The following is a 21,162-nucleotide window of genomic DNA, read 5'->3' as shown; positions in this document are numbered from 1 at the left end:
TCTCACATCCATCATTCAAGTTCGAACGCTACAAATAACCCACCCCCAAAATCAGTATCACTCTGAGGAAATTTGCCATGTCGAACCTTGATGAAAATCTAAAACAAAATTTTAGCCAACAAGTCAAGAGGGAAAATCGTTTTTAATGCAATTATATAATCCTTGAAACTGTACAGGTGACAAGGCTTCTGGCCGATCTTTGAGTGAAATACCCTCTTCTTCCATCCACTGCAGCAAAGAATCAGAAATGAATGATTTCAGTATCTTACCGAGCTGCTTTCGACGGAACTGGAAACAGAATTTTATTACTCTTGCAAGCCCCTCAGGATCACTGGGTTTTTCTAAATCAGGGCGCAAATAAAATTTTATTACTGCGGAGTCTACTTTCGGTTTCGGCTTAAAAACTGTCGGAGGAACTTGAAAAAGATACTGGGTCTGACAAAAACTTTGTATCCATGCACTGATCCCTCCATACTTTTTTGAGCCTTGTTCAGCAGTGATTCTAAGTCCGACTTCGTGCTGAACCATAAAAACACAATTCACAGCAGGACTCTTGGCTGCAATATCCCACATAAGTTTAGAGGCTACATTGTACGGCAGATTTCCGACAATTTTCCAATTCTCGGAAGGATCAAGATCTTCCCATACAAATTTCAAAGCATCTTCCTGGATAACTTCAGCGGTCGGATACTCTTCTGCAAGCGCAGGTGCTAGGTATCTATCCTTCTCGATCAGTACCAGCTTTTTAGGGGCGGCTTCCAGTATATGCTTAGTCAATGCTCCCTGACCGGGGCCGATCTCAAGGACAGAATCTTTTTCTGAAATCTTAAGACTGTCCACAATTTTACGTGCTATATTATCATCTTGTAAAAAATTCTGACCTAAACTCTTCTTAGCCTTATGTCTGACTTCCACAAAAACTCCATTTAAAAATAATTACTTCTGACAGCTTTAAAAAAAAGGACCATACCTTTATGCGCCCACATTCCGCAAGCTTTAGGTTGCACCCCGGAAAGACTACTTGTCCAACCGCTTATTAAGTTGCTATAGAAACTTCAAATTTACGTATCGGGAGATATTTCATGAAAAACTGTCTTAACAACTACTTTAAAATAGAAGAACACGGCTCAACTATCAGCCGTGAAATAATAGCCGGCATGACAACATTTGCCACGATGGCTTATATTATTATCGTCAACCCCAAAATTCTCGAAGCGGCCGGTATCCCCTTCGGCCCGAGCATGGTTGCCACAATCATCAGTGCTTTTTTCGGAACAATGGCGATGGGACTTTATGCTAAAAGGCCATTCGCCGTTGCGCCGTATATGGGTGAGAATGCTTTTATAGCCTTCACGGTTGTAAAAGTTATGGGCTACAGTTGGCAGACTGCCATCGGTGCAATTTTTATCGGCGGTGTTCTGTTTGTAATTTTTACAGCAACAGGCATCAGATCATGGATGATTTCGGCAATTCCTAAGAATTTAAAAAATGCTTTCGTGGTTGGAATAGGGCTTTTCCTTACTTTCATCGGACTTAACACAACAGGAATCGTCTCAATAGGTGTTCCCGGTGCTCCTATCCATCTTGGAAATATCTCAAATCCGTCCACACTTCTTGCCATAGGCTGCTTTTTCCTTATGGCCATGCTTATGGCCAGAAAAATCAACGGTGCCATCATTATCGGTATTATCGCGACAACAATCGCAGCCTTCTTCTTAGGAATATCCACACCGCCGACATCATTCTTCAGCATGCCACCGTCACTTGAACCTACATTTTTACAGCTCGATATCACCGGAACGTTCACATGGGGATTTATATCAGTCATTTTGACAGTTTTCATTTTAGATTTTCTGGACACAATGGGAACTCTCTATGCGGTATCGCACCATGCAGGACTTCTGGATGAAAACGGAGACTTACCGGAGATCGAAAAACCGCTCTTAGTTGATGCACTGACAACTGTACTTGCCGCCTTGCTCGGCACTTCAACAGCCGGAGTATTTGTTGAATCAGCTACAGGAATCGAGGCTGGAGGCAGAACAGGCTTAACCGCAGTGACAACAGCCCTGCTGTTTCTGGCCGCCCTATTTTTAGAACCGATCCTGACTACTATTCCGCCATGCGCATATGGACCAAGCCTAATTATTGTCGGTATGCTCATGATTGCTCCATGCAAGGATCTTGAAGTTGAAGACATGTCAGAACTTGTTCCGGCATTTTTAGTTATAGCTTTAATGAGCTTCACATATAACCTTGGAACAGGGATGACCGCCGGATTCATAGCATACCCGTTCATGAAAACCGTAACCGGAAAAATAAATGAGATATCCGCCGGAATGTGGATGCTTTGCTTTCTGTCAGTCTTATTCTTTCTGACATGTCCCCATTAATTTAAAAGTTAAGTGACTCCTATGCTGGGATTTGATTGCTTATAAGATGTTCAATTTCTACCTTTGACAACTTTTATGAAAGCATCTAATTCCACTTCATAAATATCAAATTCCACAGGATGGAGGAAGTTCATGAATTTAAGGGATCATATCCGCGATGTGCCTAATTTCCCTAAAGAAGGCATCGTATATTTTGACATTACCCCGCTTTTGGCTGACCCGAAAGTTTTTCAATATACCATCGACATGATGGCTGAACGTTTCAGCGAATACAAAGCAGACAAAATAGCTGCAGCCGAAGCAAGAGGGTTTATTTTCGGCGCACCATTGGCCTATAAACTCGGAATCGGCTTTGTACCTATCCGCAAACCCGGCAAACTGCCTTATGACACCATATCAGTCAGTTATGACCTTGAATACGGATCTGACAGCCTTTGCATGCACGTTGATGCTATTGCCAAAGGTGAAAACGTGCTGCTTATTGATGATGTTCTGGCAACAGGCGGAACAGCAGAAGGCATGGTCAAATTAGTCGAAAAAGCAGGCGGAATCGTCTCCGGGATCGGCTTTCTGATTGAACTAGGTTTTCTGGACGGTGCAGGCAGACTTAAAGGCATTGCCAACTCGCACCTGCTGAAGCTGTAAAATACTATTATTAAAAACTCCTTTTTACCGATCATACGGTAAAAAGGAGTTTTTTTTGATCATCACAAACTTAAATATTTGTTAATCAGGGAAGAAACAAAATGGCAGTAATCGGAATAATCGGCGGCAGTGGACTGGATAATCCCGATATTATTAAAAATGCTAAAGACTCCATTGTTTCTAACAAATGGGGAAAACCAAGCTCTCCCGTAAAATCCGGTACTATTTCCGGAACAGAAGTTCATATTATAGGCCGTCATGGCAGAGAGCACACTATCCCGCCTACGTATGTAAATAACAGAGCAAATATTCAAACCCTGAAAGACCTCGGATGCGACTACATTCTTGCAACCACAGCTGTAGGATCATTACGTGAAGAAATTGATCGCGGACATCTGGTTATCATCGATCAATTTATAGATTTTACCCGCAAGCGCGATACAACTTTTTTTGAGTCGTTTGAGCCGCACGCCCCTGCGCATACTCCGATGGCTGAACCTTTCGACAGTTTTCTGCGCGAGAAAATGATCAAGTCCTGCCAAGATCTAGGTATTACAGTTCATGACAAAGGGACTGTTGTTACTATCGAAGGTCCAAGATTCTCAACACGTGCTGAATCCCATATGTACAGAGCGTGGGGAGCGGACATTATCAATATGAGTACAGCTCCTGAAGCTATTCTAGCAAACGAAGCGGGAGTTCCTTACGCCGCAGTTGCCATGTCCACGGATTATGACTGCTGGAAGACTGATGAAGATCCTGTCACATGGGATGACATTCTTAAGATTTTTCAGGAAAATGCCCAGAAAGTTACTTCAATGCTGATTAAAACTATTGAAAAACTCGGCTGATATTAATCCGGCCTAGTACTCAGATGGCTTTGCGATAATTTAAGGAAATACATTGTATGTCTCCTCAGAAATGTGACCTGATCATTTACGGTTCCAACATTCTTACACAGGATGAAAATCGTTCCATACTAACTGACGGCGCAATTGCTGTGACAGGAAAGATCATCGCTGATGTTGGGACTAAAGCTGATATAGACCTGAAATGGAACAGCTCAAAAACGCTGGACGTCGGGAATTCTATTATAATGCCCGGAATGATCAATTCGCACACTCATGTTCCAATGACTCTGATGAGAGGCGTAGCAGACGATCTCCCGCTGCTCACATGGCTGCATGAATACATCTTCCCCATTGAAGCTGGACTTAATAAAGAACTTGTTGAACTGGGAGCCCTGCTTGGCTGCGCAGAAATGATAGCAGGTGGAACAACAGCTTTTCTGGACGGCTATATGTTCGAAGACGTTGTAGGGAAAGCCGTTGACGAATCAGGCATTAAAGCAGTTTTAGGAGAGGGGTTTTTCGAATTCCCTTCCCCCTTCTTTAAAACAGCAAAACAGGCATGGGAAACAATTGAAGGTTTGCATGAACGGTTCTTGTTACACGACAGGATAACCACTTCAATAACTCCCCACGCGGTTTTTACAACAACTCCGGATCAGTTGATTGAAAGTATGGAACTGGCGGAAAAACTTGATGTGCTGTGGCAGATTCACTGCGCTGAATCCGTTGCAGAGACAGAGCTGACTTCAAAAAAATTCGACAAAAGACCTCTTGAAGTTTTATGCGATAACGGCTTACTGACTCCACGAACCAGAATTCATCACTGCGTTGATGTGACGGAACAGGAAATTAAGCAGATAAGCGCAAGCGGAGCAATGATATCGCACAACCCTCAGAGCAATCTTAAACTTGGATCAGGTATTTGCCCTTTGACGAAGTTGCTCAGTTCCGGCATCACTGTCGGGCTCGGCACAGACGGAGCAGCCAGCAATAATGATCTGAACATGTTTGAAGAAATGCGAACAGCTTCATTGCTTCAAAAAGGTATCCTTCAAGATCCTACGGCAATACCGGCCCAGACGGCTCTTGATCTGGCAACTGTTAATGGAGCTAAATTTCTGGGATTAACCGACACCGGAATCATTAAAGCCGGAATGAGGGCGGATATTATAGCCATTGATATGGACAAATTGCACCTAAAACCAGTATACAATCCCCTTTCCCACATTGTATACTCCGCCGGAGCTCAGGATGTGAACCTCACAATCTGTGACGGAAAGGTCCTTTATCAAAACGGGAAACATTTTACGTGTGATGTCGAAACAATCTCTCATGAAGCTGAAAAGGCCGTGAAATGGGCCTTAAGCAGACTTAAAAAACATTAGTTGATGATGCTACAGCCAATTTTAAGCAGTTTTTTCCTTGACAACATAGGGTAACACTGCATAGGGAATTGTGCTTTTCAATATAAATATTACATAAAAACGCTTGTACGCAAGCGACTTGCCAAACAGGAGGCGCTACATGTCTAAAAAGAATGTTAAATTTCACGTGCTTGACGGTGCTGAAATGACTGCAGAAGGTCTGTTATTCAAAGGAACCATCTTGGAACCTGTTGTCGAACAGTGTGAAGGATGCGAACGTGCTGTTGATTTTGACAGCAAAAACTACTGCCCATGCTACGCTCAGCCTGCAAAAAAATGGGGACACGGCGTATGTAACTTCGCAACTCATGCTCGCGCAGGAGTTGACAAAGAAGGTAAAGTTAAGGTTAACCCACTTAAAGCTTCCAAGCGTGCAGCACGCGGCCGGTAGTAATCAGCCAGCTCTGCCTTTCTAGGCAAGTCGTTAATCTTACCTACCTAAGAAACAATCCCAAATTGTTTCTCACGATGGTATATTCGTGTATTAAGGGAGCCGGACTCGTTCCGGCTCTTTTTATTAGCATGTCCGTATAGAAATTATCCGGACTTTTTCACTTTTTAATAATAACCGTAAATTCAGATTAAAAACTGGAGAAACTAATGCCCGGTCAACTTCTATCTAAAATCGATTCATTGAAAGATGACGCTCTTGAACTCCACACAAAATTGGTTTCAATTCCTGCAATCGGCCCTGCAAATAACGGGAAGGGAGAAAAGGATAAAGCTGATTATCTCACCTCCTATCTCAAAGAGCACGGTTTTGACGAAGTTAAATCTTACAATTCTCCTGACGACAGGGTTGAATGCGGCTACAGGCCGAATCTTGTAACGATTATTCCCGGACAGAACAGCTCCAAAACACTCTGGATTATTTCGCACATGGACGTTGTTCCGGTCGGAGATTTAAGTCTTTGGAACACTGATCCGTTTACACTTGTTCAGGATGGAGATGCCATATATGGACGCGGAACCGAAGATAATCACCAAGGTTTAGTAAGCTCCATTATTGCAGCTCGAGCTTTAAAAGAATGCGGAGTGACTCCGGGTTGTAACGTCGGTTTAATCTTTGTTTCAGACGAAGAAACCGGAAGCGAACACGGTCTTGATTTCATGCTCAAAGAACATGAAAATTTGTTTAAGAAAAAAGACCTTTTCCTTGTTCCTGATTTCGGCGAACCGGATTCAAGCATGGTAGAAATTTCTGAAAAAAGTACTTTATGGCTGAAAGTTACCGTAGAAGGTAAACAGTGCCACGCATCTACACCTGAATATGGCGTAAACTCCCTTGTCGCAGCAGCTGCAATGATTGTTGAAATTCCTGAACTTCATTTCCAGTTTGATGATCAGGATGAACTTTTCTCTCCTCCATTCTCAACTTTCGTTCCTACGAAAAAAGAAGCAAACGTTGAAAATGTTAACACGCTGCCCGGAAAAGACGTTTTCTACATCGATTGCAGAGTGCTCCCGACCTACGACTTGGAAGATGTTATTGAACAGGTTGAAGGGATGGGTAACTATGTAGCAGAAGAATTCGGCGTGAAGGTCACTGTTGAAATAGACAACAAACACCAAGCAGTACCGCAGACCCCCGTCGACGCTGAAATTGTAGAAAAAACAATATTCGCAATCAAAGAAGTATATGGAGTCGACGCGACCCCTCGCGGAATCGGCGGCGGAACGGTTGCAGCACATTTACGTGAACGCGGTTATCAGGCCGTTGTATGGTCAACCCTTCTCAATCAGGCTCATCAGCCTAATGAAAAAGGATCTCTGTCCAATACTCTCGGCGACGCAAAAGTTATGGTTCTCCTCCCCTTTTAATTGCATTAAGCAGTAGAAATCAGAATGATTAGAAAACAGCCCACACCGGATGTATTCGACCTTATAGTAGCAGGAGCCGGTCATGCCGGTTGTGAAGCAGCCATGGCAGCTTCCACTCTCGGCCTCAAAACTCTTTTGCTCACTATCAACGTTGATAGAATCGGGCATCTATCCTGCAATCCGGCTATCGGCGGACTGGCCAAAGGACATATGGTCAAAGAAATCGATGCCCTCGGTGGATATATGGGGCTGTGGTCTGATAAAGCAGGTATTCAGTTTCGTACGCTTAACACACGCAAAGGTCCGGCAGTAAGAGCCAGCCGAGCCCAAATGGACCGCAATGAATATATGCGGGTTGTTCAAAAAGATATTTTTGCGCAAGAAAACTTATGGGTGAGACAGGACACTGCTGAAACCTTGATTATTGAAGACGGCAAAGCCGGCGGAGTCGTGACTAAAATCGGCGAAAGATTTAAATCAAAAGCTGTACTGCTGACCACCGGAACTTTTTTGCAAGGACTTATTCATATCGGCCTTGAACATTTCAGCGGCGGAAGAATGGGTGACCCAGCCGCCGAAGGCATGTCAGCATCACTTAAAGAAGCAGGTTTAACTCTGGGCCGTCTTAAAACCGGAACGACTCCAAGACTGCTCAAAGATTCAATCGACTTTGACAAACTTGAAGTTCAATACGGAGACAACCCGCCGCTTCCGTTCAGCTTTAGAACTGAAAAAATAAATCTTGCGCAGGTCCCCTGCCACATAACTTACACCAACGAGCAGACTCACGAAGCTATTCGCAGCGGTTTTGAAAGATCTCCCATGTTTACGGGTATAATCAAAGGAACCGGAGCTCGTTACTGCCCTTCAATTGAAGATAAAGTTGCCAGATTTCCCGAAAAAGGGAGACATCAGATTTTCCTTGAACCGGAAGGACTTGAAAGCCCGGAAATTTATCCGAGCGGTATTCCTACCAGCTTGCCTCTGGATATACAAAAAAGAATGATCAATTCTATTGTAGGTCTCGAGCAGGCTCAGATTGTCAGACCGGGGTATGCCATTGAATACGATTTTGTTCCGCCTACACAGCTTCTACCTACGCTTGAAACAAAAACTCTGCCCGGACTGTTTCTAGCCGGACAGATTAACGGTACATCCGGTTATGAAGAAGCTGCTGCACAGGGTATCTGGGCCGCCATTAACGCATTCTGTTCGCTGACAGGCCGTCCTCCTTTCGTGCTTTCACGCGATCAGGCATACATTGCGGTCCTTATTGATGATCTGGTCACAAAAGGGACTCAAGAACCATACCGCATGTTCACCTCCCGCGCTGAATACAGACTTCTCCTTAGAGAAGGAAATGCTGACCAAAGACTCACCGCAATCGGCAGAGAACTCGGACTTGTCGGCGATGCGCAGTGGGAAATGTACAGTTGTAAAAAGAAAGGTCTTGATGATGCGATAAAAGGTTTAAACTCCATCCGCATAAAACCGGACACAGCAACATGCGAGATAATTAATAAAATCGGCGGAACAGCTCCCGGGAAATCCGTTCCCCTCGCAACACTGCTTCGCCAGCCGGAACTGACTATTCATGACATAACAGAACTTTGGCCTGCGATAGAGACCTTCTCTGAAGAAATTCTTCTAGAAGCTGAAACACAGGTTAAATATGAAGGATACCTTGTCAGGCAGCAGGAACTTGTTGATAAATTCCGCAAAAAAGAGTCAATAACAATACCAAATAATGTAAATTATTCTGAAGTTGCAGGGCTGACGCGAGAAGGAGTAGAGAAACTTACTGCAATTCGTCCCCTAACCCTTGGGCAAGCCAGCAGAATTTCAGGGATAACTCCTGCGGCGATATCTTCTATAGAAATTCACCTGAAAAAAATCGGAGCAATCTAAAAAAGATTCAATCTTATACTGCCAGAAAATGAGTTCTCACTACTTTCCAAATGGTTTAAAAAAAAGTATAAGTAATAAAAATCTCTAGTCATCTTTAATCTAAAGGCCGAGAATGCAAGCCGCAGTCGATCAAGAATATCTATACAAAGTTCTCCGTGGATTCGGAGAAACAGGTCTTCCGCAGCAGACAATCAACACGCTCCTCTTTGTGAGTTTTTGCATGGCGTTGCTTGCCGGAGCTGTACTTTGGTATAATAATCAACAGCTGAAAAAAAGACTCAATCCGATTCCTCCAAGCTGGGTGATCGATAAAAAAAAGATATCCAAAATTTTTGAAACCGCACTGGTATACCGTTCTAAAATCGAAGTAAGCTTTCATTCAAAATCGGAAAAAAGAAAAACAATTCCATGCGCTATTTCTGAGATTACTAATGAACTTATGCTGGAATTGCCGAGTCATGATGGAATCGGTAAATCTTGGATAGGACGTCAAGTAGACGGCTTCTTTCACGTTCCTACCAAGCAAGCCGGTTTGGTTATTTTTTATCGATTTACTTCGGTTGTCACCGACATCAGCTCAAAAGGTTCTTCCTACACTTATATCCACCTTGAATATCCTAAGTTTCTTGAACAGACTCAAAAAAGAGAATTCTTAAGAGTCTCGCCTCCTTCCAGATATTATGACTATGTAAATATTATTCCCGACTCTACTCAGGGCATGAAAGCCGGACTTAAATTTATTCTCACCAGCGGTGAGTATTCCCCGGGTTACATGGGAGGAAAAAATTCCAGCACTAACCTTATAGATATTTCAGGTGGCGGAGTTTCTTTAGAAATCACTCATATGAATGCCAAAAGAGCCATCAATCTTAAGCTAGCCAAGGGACAAAGTTTTCTTTTACTTCTAGGAATTATAGACACCGGAAACAAAGGAATAATCCGTTACTTATTCACAACACGAATACGACGAATTTTCATTGACCCGACTCAAGGCAAAGCCCAGATCGGCCTTTCATTTGAAAGTCAGTTTACCGGATTCGATGAAAAAACTCATAACCCTAAGTGGGCCACACTCAAAAATAAGGGAAGCTCTGAAATTGATGACTGGGCTTACAACCTTTATCTGGAGCTGTATAGAGAAGGTAACGAACAATTGTAACAATTGCATATGATTGTTGACACAAACCCCACATAATAATTAGTTAAAGAAATAAACACTTATTTTAAACACTTTAACTCTGATTTTTAAACTGCAAACAGGAGAATTCACTTGGACGATGGTTCTGAGGGCCGATTATGGGCCAAATTAATTAATATCTTTAGAAAAGCAGACTCACCTCTCGAAGAACATATCCTCGAAGCTCGAGAAGACGGCGAAATAAAAAGCGAAGTTGTTTCGATGTTACTCAATGTTCTTGAACTCAAAGATACCACTGCAAGTGAAATAATGATTCCCCGCACTGATATAATCGGTGCTGAAATCAGTGGTGGTCTCACTGAAGTTGCTGAGCAAATAATAGAGCACTGTCATTCAAGAATCCCCGTGTATATGGACTCCAAAGATCATATTATCGGAATTGTTCACGCCAAAGACATTATTGCCCCGCTTTTAGCTTGCAAAAGAGATGAGTCACTGGAAAATTTATTACGCGAACCATTTATTGTTTCCGAAAATATCCAGATCAAAACTCTTCTTAAAGAATTTCAATCCGGCAGAGTTCACATGGCTATATTGCAAGATGAATATGGCGGAACATCAGGTCTTATAACAATGGAAGACATTCTGGAAGAAATTGTAGGCGATATTGCTGATGAGTATGACGCTGTGCGCCCCTCAGATTTCTATGAGCGCGATGATGGAAGTTTCATGATTTCCGGCAGAGTTTCTTTATATGAAGTCTCTGAAAAGTTGCATCTTGAACTTGACTCAGAACACGTGGATTCCATCGGAGGATATCTGTCTGAATTAATGGGCAGAATACCCAATGTCGGCGAATTTCTCGATTTCGCCGGATACAAATTTACTATCCATGAAAGTGATGCCAAGCAAATAATCTCTATTCTTGTTGAACCTCCAAAAGGCGTTTAGATGTATCTGATTCTCCCAATTTTAATTGCTACGTTTTGTGCAGGTATAGGATATGCGAACCCTTTTTTACATTTTCCTGCCGCCGCTTTAGGATTCCCGCTGGCTCTCGGAATAATTGCTTTTTCCAAGTGCTCACCGCGTGAAGCTCTTAAAAGAGGATGGATCACAGGAACCTTCGCCTGCCTTGCCTGCCTTTACTGGCTTGCCTATCCTATAGGCGTTTACGGCAACATTTCATGGTTCCTCGCAGTTCCATGCCCGATTCTTATGGCTATGGCTGTCGGTGCTTATTATGGAGTTTACACTCTCATATTGAACATTGCCTCCCGCAAACTGCCGCCTTTATTTCTTTGTATTTTCAGCGCAGTTTTATGGTCGACTATGGAGCTTGCGCAGGGATATTTTTTTACAGGTTTTCCGTGGATGACCTTTTCATCCGCATTTTCATACTGGCCGCAGTCAATTCAAGGTGCGGCTTTTGTCGGAGCTTACGGACTTTCAGGACTTCTGATCTCCGTCACAACCGGAATCTTGATATGGAAAACGTCCCACCTTGCAAAAGCATGGTCTGTAGGAATTCTGGCAATTCTTGTAATGCTGGGTGTTCTTAGGACAGTTCCTGAAACATTCTCAACTCTTCACAGTACCGGCAATGCTACTATTGGAATTGTTCAAGGAAATATTAATCAAGGCTTAAAGTGGGATGCAAAATATCAGGTTGCCACTCTTAATAAGTACATCAGGCTAAGCAAAAGCCTGCCTGCAAAGCCGGACTTAATTATCTGGCCTGAAACGGCTATGCCCTTCCAGATACAAGACCCAAACGAATTGCGGGCGACACTGGTTAATTTTACGAAAGAGTCGGATACACCCCTTTTAACAGGAGCTCCGGGCTATATTCTGCATCCAAAGACCAGATCTTTTTCGCTATATAACAGAGCTTTCCTTATTGATCCGCACAAAACAACTCTTGACTGGTATGATAAGTCACATCTGGTTCCATTCGGTGAGTACATACCGCTTAAAAAATATTTGCCGATTGATAAATTAGTTCAAGGTGTTGGTGACTTTATCCCTGGGGATGACACCAGCCCTCTTATAAGCAGAAACCTTGCTATGGGGATACTCATCTGCTATGAAGGAATCTTCCCTGAACTTGCTCAGGAAAGAGTTGCACAAGGTGCAAACCTGCTGATTAATATAAGTAATGACGCTTGGTACGGCAAAACTTCTGCCCCGTATCAACATTTGGGACTAGTCTCCCTTAGAGCTGTAGAACAAGGGCGATATCTCATCCGGTGTACTAACACTGGAATTTCAGCGTGTATCGACCCACTCGGAAATATTACCGATTCTACAGGATTGTTTGTTAATGCAGCAGTATTGACAAATCCTGAACTGATCACCGGAAAGACTTTTTTCAGTGCTAACTATGAATTGATTACATACGGACCGCTAGTCCTGACATTTTTATTCATTATTTGGATAGCTATCGCGCCTGTCAGTTCAACTAATAAAAAAAACCGCAAAAGGATTATACAGTAAGACCATGCTTCAATTTTCGGACTTAAAATCCATGGCAGTAAACTGCAACAGTAAATTCTCCAGCCTTTGGGGGAGACTTTGACCACGCTCAATGCAAAGAGCGACTTGAAGAAATTGAGCACGACCTGAGCAAGCCTGGAGCTTGGGACAAGCCTGATGACCTTACTCCTATTCTGCGAGAAAAAAGTATTCTCGAAGAAAAAGTAACCTCATACGAAAATCTTTCCTCGGTTCATAACGATGTAGAAGAATGGCTGACCCTTGCCAGTGAAGATCCTGATCAGGAAATTCTGGAAGCTTTGTCGGAAAATCTTATAAAACTTTCTAATATGGTCGAGCAGACAGAACTTGCCACACTTCTATCTGCACCTGAAGATAAAAGTACCGCCATCTTGGAAATTCATCCCGGAGCCGGAGGAACTGAAGCTCAGGACTGGGCTGAAATGCTTCTTAGAATGTACATGCGCTGGTGCGAAAAAAGGAATTGGGAAGTCAGTTATCTTGATCTTCAGCCCGGAGATGAGGCAGGAATTAAAAGCGTAACTCTGCAGGTAAAAGGACTTTACGCGTATGGCTTTCTCAAAGGGGAAGCAGGAATTCATCGCCTTATCCGCATATCTCCCTATGATTCATCCGGCAGAAGACATACCTCTTTCGCTTCAGTTGATGTATATCCTGAAATTTCTCACGATATTGAAATTGAAGTTAAAGACGAAGATATCCGTTTAGATGTCTTCCGCGCCAGCGGACCCGGCGGGCAGCATGTCAACAAAACGAACTCAGCTGTGCGTATAACACATCTGCCGACCAATATCGTTGTGCAATGCCAGAATGAAAAGTCTCAGCTCAAAAACAAAGAAACTGCTATGAAAGTTTTGAAATCCCGCCTTTACGAGCGAGAGCTTAAAAAGCAGGAAGAAAGTAAAAAAGCTGACTATTCCACCAAGGATTCAATTGCTTGGGGAAGTCAGATTAAAACTTATACAATGCAGCCTTATAGACTGGTTAAGGACCATCGTTGCGGCGCAGAAGACGGAAACGTTGAAGCTGTTCTGGACGGTGAACTTGATGATTTGGTCAGAAATTACCTGCTTCATGCATACGGCGGATAATATGAACGCTGAATATATAGCTGAAAACGAAGCTGAACTTTTAGAGGAACTCCTTTCAGTAAGAGAGCGATTCTGCAATGAGACCAACGTCTGCTTCGGTAAAAACTGTCTGGACGGGCTTGCCGTGCTCAGATTTTGCCCCGGCATGACTCTTAATGCTTGGAAAATTCTTGCAGAAACACATGATCTTAATGACTGGATGACAATTCCACTTGAAGAGAACAGTTTACCGCATCTTAAGCATATCCAAGGTGTATTACAGACTCTTTCGTATAAAACTGAACATGATCCCCTGACCGGTATTTCAAATCGAAGAGCATTTGAAAAAACTTTAGATCAGGAAATTGAACGGTCAAGCAGGGACAAGACTCCTGTCAGTCTGGCGATACTGGATCTTGATAACTTCAAAGCCGTCAATGATACCTACGGGCATCTTAAAGGAGATGAAGTTCTGATTGATCTGGCCGATATGATCTCCAGCAACTCTCGCAGATATGACCTAGTTGCCAGAATCGGAGGCGAAGAATTTGCTATTATTCTTTCAGGAGCCGGTCAGCATAAAGCTGAGCAGTTAGTTGAACGCTTGCTTGAAAAAACAAGAGAGTTGACCTTTAAAAAGCCTAACAGCACAGAAAAATTTTCTGTTACTTGTTCTGTGGGGTTAGCAACTTACAAAGGGTTGATGAATTTAAGAATGCATGAATTCATTGAGAAAGCTGATAAAGCTCTTTATAAAGCTAAAAATACGGGTAAAGACCGCATTTGCACTGCAGATATTTTAGATTATGAATCGGTGACCAGAGAAACTCTTGTTCATGCCGACGAAAAGAAATTCTTATTCACTGGAAAATAAAGGGACAGGACTAACAATGATCAACGCCAACAAAACATTAAGTATGGCAATAATGAGTGGAAAAGGCGGAGTTGGAAAAACCAACCTATCCCTTAATCTGTCTTATGCTCTAAATGCCGGTGGAAACAGCCTCCTTCTTATGGATTGCGATTTAGGTTTGGCAAACCTTGATGTTCTCTTAGGGATTTCTCCAGAAAACAACATGCAGGATCTGCTTCGCAGCAACGCAAAACCCTCAGAGATTGTTATCCCTATTGAAAAAGGCAAAAATTTTGACATTCTTCCCGCCGCTTCAGGCGTTCCGGAACTGGTCGAGATGGATGAGGATATGCAGGAAATACTTTTCAGCAAATTATCCAAATTAGTAGGACGTTATCAATATTTAGTCATGGACCTTGGCGCAGGAATAAGCGGTACAGTTCTTTCTTTTGCAACAATTGCGCAAATGAGATTTGTAGTGATTACACCTGAACCGACCTCTTTGACTGATAGTTACGCTTTGATTAAAGTTCTTCACACTCAGCATAAAGTTAGTGATTTCAATGTAATAGTTAATCAAGTAACAAGCGAAAAAGAAGCTAAAGATACTTTTGACAGATTAAATATGGCCTGTGAAAAATTTCTTAATATTAAGTTGAAAAATATAGGCTTTGTGCGCTATGATCCTTCAGTAACTGAAGCAGTTAGAAGGCAGATACCCTTTATCAAATATGCTCCGAAATCCGAAGCAAGCCGTGATATTTTAAATATCGCTGTCAAGATCCAAAAGATCAGGATGGAGAATATGGGTAAATTAGGTGACAGGCCAGTTATTAAAAAATTCCCGGCTCTATCAGCCTAATAAATAACTTGACGAAAAGGACAACTTTTCGGCATAGTTGTGTTAATAATTTTTTTAAACTGCTTGTCACACTCAACACGACTTGGGAGAGGACAATGAACAAAAGTGAATTGATCAAGAATCTGGCCGAAGAAAAAGGACTCCATGTAGACGAGTCCTCCGAAATTGTTGATGCATTTGTAGATGCTATCAAAGAAGCTCTTGTCCGTGGTGACAGAGTTGAAATCAGAGGCTTCGGTAGTTTTAAAATGAAAGAATATCAAGGCTATACCGGTAGAAATCCTAAAACCGGTTCTGTTGTCAGCGTTACACCTAAAAAACTACCGTTCTTCCGTCCAGGTAAAGAGCTTAAAGAATTTTTAAACGGATAATGCGCCCCTACATATTTGTGCTATTCCTCCTTGCCAGCATCGGGTTTCCTTTTCAAGCTCATGCTGGCAAGGATGCGGTATTGTCTATTGCATACACTGCCAACACTTTCGGAACAGTAAATCCCTGTCCGTCATGAGGCGGGAAAACACTTGGTGGACTGGCCCGGCGGGCTGGTTATTTACAAGATCTTCGAGACTCTAAGAGTCCCGAAAGTTTTCTTATTGGCGGTGCCTTCGAATTTTTACCGACATCCGGCGTTGCTATCCCCGACAATAAACGGGATGCTCTTTCTAAATCGTTCCAATTCATGAATTATGATTTGGGAATCCTCAGCCCCGCTGAGGCTGATTTATTAAAGGGATCAGCAAATGGTATCCCCAAAAACTGGATCAACTGTAAAAAAGCTTCTGTAAAAATTTTAACGTTAGCTCACGGTAAAAAAGCCGGATTCATAATATTGCCTTACCTTGAAAAAGGAACTAGTGATCTCTCAGGCGAATTAATTACCGAATTAGCAGAACTTTTTAAAAAATACAAAAGTCAAACTGATGTTCTTATCGGGCTTAGCCCATGGGGATATTTTAGAGAAAAAGCACTTCTTGCTTCACCGGTTTTTGCAGAGTCCCCTCTCGATATTCTTCTTGGAAGCGGAGATGGCCCTGGAATGACCGGAACTGTTGACAATAATGGTAAAACATTATGGGTCCGCAGCTACCCAACAGGAAAAGCTGTAAATAGAATTGATATTTTTCAGTGGCCGTCTCGGGATGCTGACTTCAAATGGACTTCTGGCCAGAATATTCGGTGGTTTCTACAAAGCCTACGCGATGACGTTCGTGAAGAACCAACTGTGCTGAAGCTAATTGAAGGTATTTCGGACGATAAATAGATGACCTTCAGGAGGCAACAATGACTTTCCAAGGAGCATTCACTGCTCTGGTGACTCCGTTCAAGGACGGAGCAATTGATCAGGACGCGTATCGCGAACTGATCGAATGGCAGATTGAACAAGGTATCGACGGTTTAGTTCCATGCGGAACAACCGGCGAAGCGGCAACTATGACTCACGACGAACAAGGTGAGGTTATAAGAATCTGTGTTGAGCAGACCAAGGGACGTGTCCCGGTCATAGCCGGCGCGGGTTCTAACAATACTAAAGAAGCTGTAAACCTTACAATCCTTGCCAAAAAAGCAGGAGCTGATGCCACCCTCCAGATCACTCCTTATTACAATAAACCTACTCCTCAGGGACTGGTTGAACACTTCAAAGCTCTTTCCAATGAGGCGTCAATGCCTTTTATTCTTTACAATGTACCGGGAAGAACAGGTCTTAACGCCATGCCCGAAACAATTGCAAGAATAGCTAAAGAAGTTCCCGATGTAATTGGTGTAAAAGAAGCTACCGGCAACCTGACACAGTGTTCGAATCTTATTGAACAATGCCCGGAAGGATTCATAGTTTTCTCAGGTGATGATTTTACTGTGCTCCCGCTGCTTGCCCTCGGCGGACATGGAGCAATTTCCGTTGTATCAAACATCGCTCCTAAGATGATGGCAGACATGTGCGCGGCCTATCGCGCCGGAGATACGGCAAAAGCAAAGGATCTTCATTATAAACTGCAACCCCTGAGCAGGGCCATGTTTATTGAAACGAACCCTATTCCGGTTAAAACATCTCTCGGTATGATGGGTAAGCTTAAAACTTCGTTCAGACTCCCTCTTGTTCCTCTACTTGCTGAACACGAACAGGAGCTTAGAACAGCTCTTAAAAAGAACAAAATTATCTAAGAAATTAGATTATTGTCTTATATTAAATAAATCCCCCGAATTGAGTACATCTCAATTCGGGGGATTTCACTTTTTAAAAGAACAAAAAAACTGATATTTATTCAGTCAAATTTTCTTTAAGCCAGTTATCAAACAATTCAATAGCTCTTTTCGCGTAGAGTTCTTTACGCGCTTTTTTGGGAGCACGTTTATTTAATGCCGGCATCAAGCCGAATTGCACATTTGAAGGCTGAAAGTTTTTCTTCTGCTCGCGCAAATGTCCGAGCAAGGCTCCCATAGATGTTTCAAGAGGAGGAGCAGGAACAGTATGCCCTTTCATCTGGTGAGCTAACAGAAGCCCCACCCAGAGCCCGCAAGCAGCAGATTCAAGATACCCTTCAACTCCGGTGATCTGTCCGGCGAGATAAACACGGGGATCACTCTTAAGGGCGAGATTCTCATCAAGCACTTCCGGCGCATTTACATATGTATTGCGGTGAATGCTGCCAAGTCTTAAAAATTCAACATCTTCAAGCCCGGGAATCATTTTAAAAATTCTTTTCTGCTCAGGATATTTGAGCTTGGTCTGAAAACCGACAAGGTTGAATGAAGTTTTTTCTTTGTTTTCAGCACGCAGCTGCACAACGGCATAAGCCATTTCTCCGGTACGCGGATCAATCAGTCCGACAGGTTTAAGAGGACCGAATGTCAAAGTTTTATCACCGCGGTCAGCCATTTCTTCTATAGGTAAACACCCTTCAAAGTGGATTTCTTTTTCAAAATCACGCGGAACAACTCTTTCACCCTTTTTAAGCTCATCTAAAAAGGCCGCATACTGTTCCTCACTCATAGGACAATTCAAATAATCGTCATCTTCCGGCTTGTACCTTGAACCGAAGAACGCAATATCCATATTAATGGAATCCTTGCTTACTATAGGCGCAATCGCATCATAAAAATAAAGTCGTCCGCCGCCGATCTTTGCAATTAAACTTTCAGTTAACGATTCGGAAGCCAGAGGCCCCGCCGCAATAACTATTTTAGAAAATTCTGCAAGTTCAGGGTCATCAAGTGAAGTTATTTCTTTGCGGACAATAGTAATAAATTTTTCGTCTTCAATGGCCTTGGTTACAAGACCGGAAAAGATATCACGGTCTACGGCAACAGCGGACCCTGCGGGGACTCTGGCCTGCATAGCCGCTTTCATTATTACTGAATCTAAAGATTCCATTTCTTTTTTAAGTATGCCGACAGCTGTGCTTAAATCACCGGAACGAAGTGAGTTTGAACAAACCAGTTCAGCTAAACTCGGAATATGATGAGCTTCGGAGTATTTATCCGGTTTCATTTCAAAAAGAACAACTGGAATTTCCGCTTTTGCAAGCTGCATTGCACACTCACATCCGGCCAAACCACCACCGATAACTGCTATTTTTTCCACGAAGTCTACTCCAAAGTCGATTGAATTTTTTAGATATCTCAATTAGTACTATGCTGAAAACCATAGATATCTTATTAAGAAAAGAATTTAAGACTGGCAAACAAATTTCACAAGCATATGGACTAGATTTGACTTATGACTGCACCAATTTTAAAAATCAAGAATTTAACAACATCTTTTGCTACTCCTAACGGAATCATCAGGGCTGTGGATAATGCCAGTCTGGAGTTAGGGCAAGGAGAAACTTTAGCAGTTGTAGGTGAATCAGGCTGTGGTAAAACAGTTCTATCACTTTCAATAATGGGGCTTATACCAGATCCTCCGGGCAGAATTACAGATGGACAGGTAATTTATAAAAATCAGGATTTAGTCCTGCTGACTGATAAACAGATGCAAAAGATTCGGGGAAATCATCTTTCTATGATTTTTCAAGAACCGATGACTTCGCTCAATCCGGTCTTCAAAATCGGTGATCAGATAGGTGAAGCTCTTAGACTTCATAAAGGGCTCGATCAGCAAGAGGCCGAGCAAGCCGCCATAGAAGCTCTGGCTCTTGTCGGCATGCCTAACCCGCAAACGCGAGTTAAAAGCTTTCCTCATGAATTAAGCGGCGGAATGAGACAACGCGTAATGATTGCCATGGCCCTTGCCTGTAATCCAGAAATACTCATTGCCGACGAACCGACTACAGCTTTAGACGTAACCATTCAAGCACAGATATTAAGGCTGCTTGATGACATGAAAAAGAAAATCAACGGCTCCATAATGCTCATAACGCATGACCTTGGAGTTGTAGCCAGAGTAGCTACCCGTGTTGCTGTCATGTACGCAGGACAATTGGTTGAATGCTCAAATATTAATGATTTATTTAAAGAACCGCTTCATCCATATACTAAGGGACTCCTTGCCTCTGTCCCTAAACTTGGCAGCCGCGCTGATCTCACGCCTATTCCCGGTAACGTCCCGCCGTTGAATGATCTACCCGACGGATGCAGATTTCACCCCAGATGCCAATATGCCTTTGATAAATGCAAAAAGCTGCCACCACAATTGACCGTCAAAGAAGGAAGAGAAATTCGCTGCTGGCTGCATGCGTAATTCTTATGGAACCCAAATGACATCTAATATACTTGAAATTAAAAATATCAAACGTCACTACCCCGTCAGCGGCGGAATACTTTCGTTATCAAAAGCGACTATAAAAGCAGTCAACGACATTTCACTTGAGGTAAAAAGCGGTGAAACGCTCGGCCTTGTCGGGGAATCAGGATGCGGAAAATCCACCCTTGCACGGTTGCTTACAGGTCTGGAAGCTCCGGATTCAGGCACGATTTTTTTTAACGGGAAGCCTTTTCAAGAATGGGATTCTTCCAAAATAGGCACAATGATCCAGATGGTTTTTCAAGATCCATATTCATCGCTTAACCCGAGACAGAAAGTTGGAAATATAATTTCAGAAGGAATGAGAATACATAAAACAGGCTCGCGTAAAGAAATTTCTATGAGGGTCGAAGAATTACTTGTGCAGGTCGGAATGCGCCCTGAACATGCCAAACGCTACCCTCACGAATTTTCAGGCGGACAAAGACAACGCATCGCCATAGCACGAGCCATTGCAATGAACCCCGACCTCATAGTCTGTGACGAACCTGTTTCCGCACTGGATGTTTCCGTTCAAGCTCAGGTTCTTAATTTACTTAAAAAAATTCAAAAAGAATTTTCGCTCAGCTATGTTTTCATTTCACACGATTTATCGGTTGTCAGTCATATAAGTGATCGCGTTGCTGTAATGTATTTAGGTAAACTTATGGAAATTGCACCTACTGAAGAACTTTACCACAATCCGCTTCATCCATATACTCAGATTTTGCTTGAAGCTGTTCCTATTCCGGACCCGACCATTCAGACAGCTGATATTGCAATTATGGGCGATATTCCAAGCCCCATAGCTCCACCCTCCGGTTGTCCTTTTCACACTCGCTGCCCGAAAGCTATGGATGTATGCAAAAACAATCAGCCTGTTCGTAACGAAGTTAAAGAAGGCCATACGGTCTTCTGTCACTTATATTAATTTTTTATTTTTTATTGTTTAATTTCAAA

General features: G+C 42.7%; 20 protein-coding genes. 18 read left to right on the top strand and 2 right to left on the bottom strand.

The annotated features are described in order from the left end of the window. Nucleotides 1-123: 123 nt before the first annotated feature. Nucleotides 124-915 (bottom strand): 16S rRNA (adenine(1518)-N(6)/adenine(1519)-N(6))-dimethyltransferase RsmA, encoded by a 792-nt coding sequence (gene rsmA / locus B9N78_RS02195; RefSeq protein ID WP_085097671.1) that lies wholly within the window; start codon nucleotides 913-915, stop codon nucleotides 124-126. 167 nt (nucleotides 916-1,082) lie between these two features. Here rsmA and B9N78_RS02190 point away from each other — a divergent pair, with 167 nt between their 5' ends. The 16 genes from B9N78_RS02190 to dapA all read left to right on the top strand — a co-directional run bounded on the left by B9N78_RS02190 (nucleotide 1,083) and on the right by dapA (nucleotide 17,642). Beyond that, nucleotides 1,083-2,393, top strand: a complete 1,311-nt coding sequence (locus B9N78_RS02190; RefSeq protein ID WP_085097668.1) for an NCS2 family permease — start codon at nucleotides 1,083-1,085, stop codon at nucleotides 2,391-2,393. Between the two features lie 132 nt (nucleotides 2,394-2,525). Then, a complete protein-coding gene (locus B9N78_RS02185) occupies nucleotides 2,526-3,038 on the top strand; it encodes an adenine phosphoribosyltransferase (RefSeq protein WP_085097665.1) in 513 nt (170 codons plus the stop codon). A 101-nt stretch (nucleotides 3,039-3,139) separates the two neighbouring features. Continuing rightward, nucleotides 3,140-3,889 (top strand): S-methyl-5'-thioadenosine phosphorylase, encoded by a 750-nt coding sequence (mtnP, locus tag B9N78_RS02180; protein ID WP_085097662.1) that lies wholly within the window; start codon nucleotides 3,140-3,142, stop codon nucleotides 3,887-3,889. A 56-nt stretch (nucleotides 3,890-3,945) separates the two neighbouring features. After that, nucleotides 3,946-5,274 (top strand): amidohydrolase family protein, encoded by a 1,329-nt coding sequence (locus B9N78_RS02175; protein ID WP_085097659.1) that lies wholly within the window; start codon nucleotides 3,946-3,948, stop codon nucleotides 5,272-5,274. Between the two features lie 139 nt (nucleotides 5,275-5,413). Continuing rightward, nucleotides 5,414-5,704: a PxxKW family cysteine-rich protein gene (locus tag B9N78_RS02170; RefSeq protein WP_085097656.1), complete on the top strand. Its 291-nt coding sequence runs from the start codon at nucleotides 5,414-5,416 to the stop codon at nucleotides 5,702-5,704. A 209-nt stretch (nucleotides 5,705-5,913) separates the two neighbouring features. Continuing rightward, nucleotides 5,914-7,134, top strand: coding sequence for a M20 family metallo-hydrolase (locus B9N78_RS02165; RefSeq protein WP_085097654.1), 1,221 nt, complete (start codon nucleotides 5,914-5,916; stop codon nucleotides 7,132-7,134). 24 nt (nucleotides 7,135-7,158) lie between these two features. Beyond that, entirely contained in the window at nucleotides 7,159-9,042 is a 1,884-nt protein-coding gene (gene mnmG, locus B9N78_RS02160; RefSeq protein ID WP_085097651.1) for a tRNA uridine-5-carboxymethylaminomethyl(34) synthesis enzyme MnmG, read from the top strand. 112 nt (nucleotides 9,043-9,154) lie between these two features. After that, complete coding sequence (locus B9N78_RS02155) at nucleotides 9,155-10,201, top strand: PilZ domain-containing protein (protein ID WP_085097648.1); 1,047 nt, start codon at nucleotides 9,155-9,157, stop codon at nucleotides 10,199-10,201. Nucleotides 10,202-10,312: 111 nt separating this feature from the next. Continuing rightward, nucleotides 10,313-11,131 (top strand): hemolysin family protein, encoded by an 819-nt coding sequence (locus B9N78_RS02150; RefSeq protein ID WP_085097645.1) that lies wholly within the window; start codon nucleotides 10,313-10,315, stop codon nucleotides 11,129-11,131. Further along, nucleotides 11,132-12,676 (top strand): apolipoprotein N-acyltransferase, encoded by a 1,545-nt coding sequence (lnt, locus tag B9N78_RS02145; RefSeq protein ID WP_085097642.1) that lies wholly within the window; start codon nucleotides 11,132-11,134, stop codon nucleotides 12,674-12,676. Nucleotides 12,677-12,680: 4 nt separating this feature from the next. Beyond that, a protein-coding gene (prfB, locus tag B9N78_RS02140) for a peptide chain release factor 2 (RefSeq protein ID WP_137982472.1) occupies nucleotides 12,681-13,788 on the top strand; the annotation gives its coding sequence in 2 pieces (ribosomal slippage) (nucleotides 12,681-12,755 and nucleotides 12,757-13,788; 1,107 coding nt in all). Between the two features lies 1 nt (nucleotide 13,789). Further along, on the top strand, nucleotides 13,790-14,641 hold the full coding sequence (locus B9N78_RS02135) for a GGDEF domain-containing protein (protein ID WP_085097640.1): 852 nt from the start codon (nucleotides 13,790-13,792) through the stop codon (nucleotides 14,639-14,641). Nucleotides 14,642-14,657: 16 nt separating this feature from the next. Continuing rightward, the gene (locus B9N78_RS02130; RefSeq protein ID WP_085099246.1) at nucleotides 14,658-15,482 is read left to right on the top strand and encodes a MinD/ParA family protein; all 825 of its coding nucleotides are present in this window, start codon (nucleotides 14,658-14,660) and stop codon (nucleotides 15,480-15,482) included. A gap of 95 nt (nucleotides 15,483-15,577) precedes the next feature. Further along, the gene (locus B9N78_RS02125; protein ID WP_031483609.1) at nucleotides 15,578-15,853 is read left to right on the top strand and encodes an HU family DNA-binding protein; all 276 of its coding nucleotides are present in this window, start codon (nucleotides 15,578-15,580) and stop codon (nucleotides 15,851-15,853) included. Beyond that, on the top strand, nucleotides 15,853-16,743 hold the full coding sequence (locus B9N78_RS02120; protein ID WP_420705247.1) for a UshA-like (seleno)protein family 2: 891 nt from the start codon (nucleotides 15,853-15,855) through the stop codon (nucleotides 16,741-16,743). The genes B9N78_RS02125 and B9N78_RS02120 overlap by 1 nt, the downstream gene beginning before the upstream one ends. A 20-nt stretch (nucleotides 16,744-16,763) precedes the next feature. Further along, nucleotides 16,764-17,642: a 4-hydroxy-tetrahydrodipicolinate synthase gene (gene dapA, locus B9N78_RS02115; RefSeq protein WP_085097634.1), complete on the top strand. Its 879-nt coding sequence runs from the start codon at nucleotides 16,764-16,766 to the stop codon at nucleotides 17,640-17,642. A 97-nt stretch (nucleotides 17,643-17,739) separates the two neighbouring features. Here dapA and trmFO read toward each other — a convergent pair whose 3' ends face one another. Next, entirely contained in the window at nucleotides 17,740-19,062 is a 1,323-nt protein-coding gene (trmFO, locus tag B9N78_RS02110; RefSeq protein ID WP_085097631.1) for a methylenetetrahydrofolate--tRNA-(uracil(54)-C(5))-methyltransferase (FADH(2)-oxidizing) TrmFO, read from the bottom strand. A 135-nt stretch (nucleotides 19,063-19,197) separates the two neighbouring features. Here trmFO and B9N78_RS02105 point away from each other — a divergent pair, with 135 nt between their 5' ends. Together B9N78_RS02105 and B9N78_RS02100 are read left to right on the top strand one after the other, a co-directional pair. Continuing rightward, nucleotides 19,198-20,160, top strand: coding sequence for an ABC transporter ATP-binding protein (locus tag B9N78_RS02105; protein ID WP_085097628.1), 963 nt, complete (start codon nucleotides 19,198-19,200; stop codon nucleotides 20,158-20,160). Nucleotides 20,161-20,176: 16 nt separating this feature from the next. Then, nucleotides 20,177-21,133: an ABC transporter ATP-binding protein gene (locus B9N78_RS02100; protein ID WP_085097625.1), complete on the top strand. Its 957-nt coding sequence runs from the start codon at nucleotides 20,177-20,179 to the stop codon at nucleotides 21,131-21,133. Nucleotides 21,134-21,162: the final 29 nt, after the last annotated feature.

The sequence above is a fragment of the Desulfovibrio gilichinskyi genome (genome assembly GCF_900177375.1).
In the GTDB taxonomy this organism is placed as follows: Bacteria; Desulfobacterota; Desulfovibrionia; order Desulfovibrionales; family Desulfovibrionaceae; genus Maridesulfovibrio; species Maridesulfovibrio gilichinskyi.
The sequence above is the reverse complement of the archived record's forward strand: the minus strand, read 5'-3'. Positions and strand labels throughout refer to the sequence as shown.

What these genes read in the sequence shown, in the direction of transcription:
- B9N78_RS02190 (WP_085097668.1), top strand. Translation starts at nt 1,083, where the DNA reads ATGAAAAACTGTCTTAACAACTACTTTAAAATAGAAGAACACGGCTCA.
- B9N78_RS02185 (WP_085097665.1), top strand. Translation starts at nt 2,526, where the DNA reads ATGAATTTAAGGGATCATATCCGCGATGTGCCTAATTTCCCTAAAGAA.
- mtnP (WP_085097662.1), top strand. Translation starts at nt 3,140, where the DNA reads ATGGCAGTAATCGGAATAATCGGCGGCAGTGGACTGGATAATCCCGAT.
- B9N78_RS02175 (WP_085097659.1), top strand. Translation starts at nt 3,946, where the DNA reads ATGTCTCCTCAGAAATGTGACCTGATCATTTACGGTTCCAACATTCTT.
- B9N78_RS02170 (WP_085097656.1), top strand. Translation starts at nt 5,414, where the DNA reads ATGTCTAAAAAGAATGTTAAATTTCACGTGCTTGACGGTGCTGAAATG.
- B9N78_RS02165 (WP_085097654.1), top strand. Translation starts at nt 5,914, where the DNA reads ATGCCCGGTCAACTTCTATCTAAAATCGATTCATTGAAAGATGACGCT.
- mnmG (WP_085097651.1), top strand. Translation starts at nt 7,159, where the DNA reads ATGATTAGAAAACAGCCCACACCGGATGTATTCGACCTTATAGTAGCA.
- B9N78_RS02155 (WP_085097648.1), top strand. Translation starts at nt 9,155, where the DNA reads ATGCAAGCCGCAGTCGATCAAGAATATCTATACAAAGTTCTCCGTGGA.
- lnt (WP_085097642.1), top strand. Translation starts at nt 11,132, where the DNA reads ATGTATCTGATTCTCCCAATTTTAATTGCTACGTTTTGTGCAGGTATA.
- B9N78_RS02135 (WP_085097640.1), top strand. Translation starts at nt 13,790, where the DNA reads ATGAACGCTGAATATATAGCTGAAAACGAAGCTGAACTTTTAGAGGAA.
- B9N78_RS02130 (WP_085099246.1), top strand. Translation starts at nt 14,658, where the DNA reads ATGATCAACGCCAACAAAACATTAAGTATGGCAATAATGAGTGGAAAA.
- B9N78_RS02125 (WP_031483609.1), top strand. Translation starts at nt 15,578, where the DNA reads ATGAACAAAAGTGAATTGATCAAGAATCTGGCCGAAGAAAAAGGACTC.
- dapA (WP_085097634.1), top strand. Translation starts at nt 16,764, where the DNA reads ATGACTTTCCAAGGAGCATTCACTGCTCTGGTGACTCCGTTCAAGGAC.
- B9N78_RS02105 (WP_085097628.1), top strand. Translation starts at nt 19,198, where the DNA reads ATGACTGCACCAATTTTAAAAATCAAGAATTTAACAACATCTTTTGCT.
- B9N78_RS02100 (WP_085097625.1), top strand. Translation starts at nt 20,177, where the DNA reads ATGACATCTAATATACTTGAAATTAAAAATATCAAACGTCACTACCCC.